Source organism: Methanobrevibacter sp. (genome assembly GCF_045644645.1).
GTDB lineage: Archaea > Methanobacteriota > Methanobacteria > Methanobacteriales > Methanobacteriaceae > Methanocatella.
The window spans coordinates 1-4,328 of sequence record NZ_JAZRHE010000063.1 but is presented as its reverse complement, the minus strand read 5'-3'; the positions used below and the strand labels follow the sequence as shown (position 1 = coordinate 4,328).

General features: G+C 32.6%; 5 protein-coding genes. 4 read left to right on the top strand and 1 reads right to left on the bottom strand.

Annotated features, from left to right (window positions below; all coding sequences use genetic code 11):
- The first annotated feature begins 31 nt into the window (after positions 1 to 31).
- A complete protein-coding gene (locus tag ACKI4K_RS03700) occupies positions 32 to 946 on the top strand; it encodes a coiled-coil domain-containing protein (RefSeq protein WP_407422405.1) in 915 nt (304 codons plus the stop codon).
- Between the two features lie 3 nt (positions 947 to 949).
- Positions 950 to 1,372 (top strand): hypothetical protein, encoded by a 423-nt coding sequence (locus ACKI4K_RS03695; protein ID WP_407422403.1) that lies wholly within the window; start codon positions 950 to 952, stop codon positions 1,370 to 1,372.
- Here the strand turns inward: ACKI4K_RS03695 and ACKI4K_RS03690 are convergent.
- Positions 1,364 to 2,107, bottom strand: a complete 744-nt coding sequence (locus tag ACKI4K_RS03690) for an archaeosine tRNA-ribosyltransferase (RefSeq protein WP_407422401.1) — start codon at positions 2,105 to 2,107, stop codon at positions 1,364 to 1,366. The two genes, ACKI4K_RS03695 and ACKI4K_RS03690, sit on opposite strands and share 9 nt — an antisense overlap.
- Before the next feature lie 184 nt (positions 2,108 to 2,291).
- Between ACKI4K_RS03690 and hdrC the strand changes: the two genes are divergently transcribed.
- Together hdrC and hdrB are read left to right on the top strand one after the other, a co-directional pair.
- On the top strand, positions 2,292 to 3,281 hold the full coding sequence (gene hdrC / locus ACKI4K_RS03685) for a CoB--CoM heterodisulfide reductase subunit C (RefSeq protein WP_407422399.1): 990 nt from the start codon (positions 2,292 to 2,294) through the stop codon (positions 3,279 to 3,281).
- Between the two features lie 21 nt (positions 3,282 to 3,302).
- The gene (gene hdrB, locus ACKI4K_RS03680) at positions 3,303 to 4,190 is read left to right on the top strand and encodes a CoB--CoM heterodisulfide reductase subunit B (protein WP_407422397.1); all 888 of its coding nucleotides are present in this window, start codon (positions 3,303 to 3,305) and stop codon (positions 4,188 to 4,190) included.
- Positions 4,191 to 4,328: the final 138 nt, after the last annotated feature.

Below are 4,328 nucleotides of genomic sequence, written 5' to 3'. Positions count from 1 at the left end.
TCTTATCTATTAATATAGAGTGGTGTTAGTAATGGAAAGTGATGAATTTCGTACTGTTAGGGTTTATACTAAAAAGTATAATAGTAAGGATAAAGATGGAAATACTGTAGAAAAAGAGTCTAAGCAAAAACAGGTTAGTCTTAAAAAAGAAGATCCATTTGAAGATAATGAATTGGTAAAAGTTCTCTCACAAGAAGAATATGAAAATCTAGTTAATAACCAATTTTCTGATGAAAAAATTGAAGAATTCAACCAAACCATCCAAGAAAAGGATGACGAAATAGATATCCTGCAAAACCAAATTCAAACTCTTAAAGGTTCATTTTTTGATGATGTCGATTCCCTAAAAGAACAGTTAAATGATAAGGAAGAACTTCTTAAAGCGAAGGACGAAATTCATGAGTTAAATAAAAAAATTACAAGAATCGATGATGAAAGGGTTGCTATCTTTAAAGAATTGGATTATAAGAATAAAATGATTTTGGCATATAATGTTGAGCTTAATAAGTCCATTTTAAATGCAATTAATGTTGTAATCGATGAGGCACGGGATAATATCAACAGAAGAAATGCTCTTTTGGTAAAGGATTTGGAAAAATCAATTGAAAAATCAAAACATGATGTAAATGAGAAGAATAAGGCTATAGCATATGATATAAAAAGCACTGTTGAAGATATGAATGAGCAGATTAGAAACACAAGCACTCTTAAGATGATATTAAATAAAAATAAAATTAATTTAAGAGTGCCGACTGACGATTTACTAAAGCCTTTTGAATTTGACTTTGATGTTGAACAGTTGCTTTCAGGACAGGCTTTGGAACTTGATGCTGCTGAAATTTTAAAGGAAGTGATGCCTAAACTTCCGGAACCATTTTCCAAATATATTGATGCTGTTGATGAGGCTCCTGAAACCATTGATGTCTCATCAAAAAAAGAGGAATAATACATGAGTACATTTAATACTGGCAAGATTACTTTTGAATATCCCGATAATTGGGAAGTGGAAAAAGCAGATATCTTGGCTAATCCTGACTGCATTGCCACTCTATCTAAAGGTCAGGATAACTTGATTAATGCTGTGATGTTTCCAACTGCCACCAATCTGGATGATTACAAGATATTCATGGAAGATGCTATTTCGGATGATGGCGGAGTAATTTTATCTTCTGATTTTGTCAAAATTGCAGATATGGATGCGATTAAGCTACATGCAAATATGGACACTCCGGAAATTAATTTTGATATCCATACATACGTTTTCATTGAAGAAAGGAATATTTATATCTTTGAACTGAGGACCTTGGATATCTCAGGTGAATCAGAGAGCGAGTTCAAAAATATTATTGAATCATTTAGAATCTTAAAATAGTTGTGTGTATTCAAGCAGATAATCCATTTGGGTTCTGTCAAGAATCTTTAAAGCTGATATGTTTTGGGGGGTTGTTCCAGACCTTTCCTCCACTAAATTTCTTAAAGAATTATTTTTCATGTGTGCATGGATTTCTTTTATGACGAACTCCATATTTTCAATATTTTTTTCTTCTAACTCTTTTTGAGAAATATTTTCATAAATCGGATAAATATTTAAATCATATGCTTTTGTTGGGGTTTGCAATACATTTTTATGGCTGTAATAATTTGCGGAATCAGCTAAAAATCCATCAATTCCCATATATGTTAATATAGGCATAAATGAAATTTCAGTAAATGGGAAAATGAAGTAACTGGATTTTTTGGCTTCTTTTTTAAGTGAAACAATTACTTCAACCAATTCCTTTGGATTGGTTAAAAGAGCATCTCCATTGGCTATTATAAATCCGTTATAACCAATTTCTTCCAGTTGCTTTAGGCATTCTATTCTTAAATCAACATATTTGGAACCTTGGATGACTGCAACATATGCATCATTGACATGTTCTTCTGCTAATTGCACTGTTTCTTTTACATTAAACTCGGCGATTTCGCGGTCAATGTTGTATGCTGATCCTTCATTTGGAGCAATTTTTAATTCATTTTTAAAGAATATTTTCGGAGTAAGTTGCCCATCAATTTTTCCTACTCTTCCGGGTCCATCATGTGATTTGATTTCGAATTTTTTTATCATTTATGTCTTTCCTATGTAGTTGTATTGAATTATTTATTTTTTTAGGTTTATATAAATTTTTTATCAAGTGTAATCATTTGGATTACACAATCAAAATTTTTAGTAACCTTTATATATGTTTCTTTAAAGAATATTAGTATGGATTTGAGGAAATAATCCTATGATTATCCGAGGTGTGTTTTCAATGTCTATTATAAATCGTCTTAAAACTCTGTTTAAGGGAGAAAATGAAACTGAAGAAGACATCAATACTGATGTTTCAAACACATCTAATGATGTCGAAGTTACATCTTCACAAAATGTAAATGATGATATCGTCTCTGGTACTAAGACTACTGTTCCTAGAGAAGATGTAGTAAAAGAAGAACCAAAAGACGATAAAAATGACATCGAAACTTTAAAAGAAGAAGTTGTTGAGGAACTTCAGGAAATAAAGGAGACTCCTTCAGAAGAGAAAGTCGAGGAAATCGATGAATCTAAGGAAAAACCTTTAGATGAAAAAGTTGAAAAACTTCATGAGATCAAAGAAAAAGTTGAAGAAGCTGTTGAAATCATTGAAGAAGATGTCAAAGAAAAAATTGAAGAAATATCAAATAAAGATACAAAAGGAGATAATATGACTTTATTAACTGATAAAGAATTATTAAATGATAGCAATCGTGACCCAGATTTTACTGCTGAGTTCATAGATGCTGGAATCGAAACTGTAAAACACTGTTTCCAATGTGGTACTTGTAGTGGAAGTTGTCCTTCTGGAAGAAGAACTCCATACAAAGTAAGACAAATTGTCAGAAAATGTTTATTAGGTTTAAAAGAAGAAGTTATTGCTGACGATGCTTTATGGATGTGTACTACATGTTACACTTGCCAAGAAAGATGTCTCAGAAGTGTTAAAATCGTGGAAATTATCAAAAAAGCACGTAACATCGCTGCTCATGCAGGATACATGGCAAAACCTCACAAAATGACTGGTGTATTTGTAATGAATACTGGTCACGGTGTGCCAATTAACGATGCTACCAAAGCTTTAAGAGCTAAAATCGGTCTTCCTGAAATTCCACCTACTACTCATGCTTATCCAGAAGCATTAGCAGAAGTACAAAAAATTTGTAAAATTACAGGATTCGATGAATTAATCGGTTACGATGAAGCAACCGGTGGATTAAAAGAATAGATTTATTAGGAGAGTTATAATATGGAAATTGCATACTTCTTAGGTTGTATCATGAACAACCGTTATCCTGGTGTTGAAAAAGCTACCAGAAAATTATTCGAAGCTTTAGATATTGAATTAAAAGACATGGAAGGAGCATCTTGTTGTCCTGCTCCTGGTGTATTCGGTTCTTTTGATGAAGAAACTTGGGCCACTATTGCAGCTCGTAACTTAACTCTTGCTGAAGACATTGGTGCTGACATTATGACCGAATGTAACGGATGTTTCGGTTCATTATTTGAATGTAACCACATGTTAAAAGAAAGCGAAGAGAAAAAAGCTGAAATTAACGCTAACTTAGCTGAAATCGGAAGAGAATTCAAAGGTACCATTGAAGTTAAACACTTCGCTCAAATTTTAAGAGATGATGTAGGATACGAAAAATTAGCATCCCTCATAGAAAAACCTTTAGACTTAAATGTTGCTGTACACTATGGTTGCCACTTCTTAAAACCAACCAAAACTATTGGCATTGAAGACCAAGCGGAAAACCCATCTATTTTAGATGACCTTGTAGAAATTACTGGTGCTAAATCAGTAGACTACAAAGACAAAATGATGTGCTGTGGTGCTGGTGGAGGTTTAAGATCAAGAGATTTAGATGTAACTACTAGTTTCACCAAAGAAAAACTCGACCACATGACTGCAGCTGGTGTGGATGCAATTGTTAACGTATGTCCATTCTGTCACTTACAATTTGACCAAGGTCAAACTGAAGTTAACGAAAAATACGGAACTGACTTTGCACTTCCTGTATTCCACTTAGCTCAATTATACGGATTGGCTATGGGATTATCCCCAGAAGAGTTAACATTCGATGCACAAAAAATCGATGCAACTCCTGCAATCAAAAAAGCTTTAGGCGAATAAATTTAAGGATTTTTAATCCTTTTATTTTTTTATTTTAGGCCTTGAAAACACAACTTGGATAATGGTTATCTTAGGATAACCTTTTTTTTATCAATCAATTTTTTGTTTGATTATATACGAATAATTTGTAATTACTTT

Bases quoted from the DNA above. Each gene is read 5' to 3' on its own strand.
- ACKI4K_RS03700 (WP_407422405.1), top strand. From the start codon at position 32: ATGGAAAGTGATGAATTTCGTACTGTTAGGGTTTATACTAAAAAGTAT.
- ACKI4K_RS03695 (WP_407422403.1), top strand. From the start codon at position 950: ATGAGTACATTTAATACTGGCAAGATTACTTTTGAATATCCCGATAAT.
- ACKI4K_RS03690 (WP_407422401.1), bottom strand. From the start codon at position 2,107: ATGATAAAAAAATTCGAAATCAAATCACATGATGGACCCGGAAGAGTA.
- hdrC (WP_407422399.1), top strand. From the start codon at position 2,292: ATGTCTATTATAAATCGTCTTAAAACTCTGTTTAAGGGAGAAAATGAA.
- hdrB (WP_407422397.1), top strand. From the start codon at position 3,303: ATGGAAATTGCATACTTCTTAGGTTGTATCATGAACAACCGTTATCCT.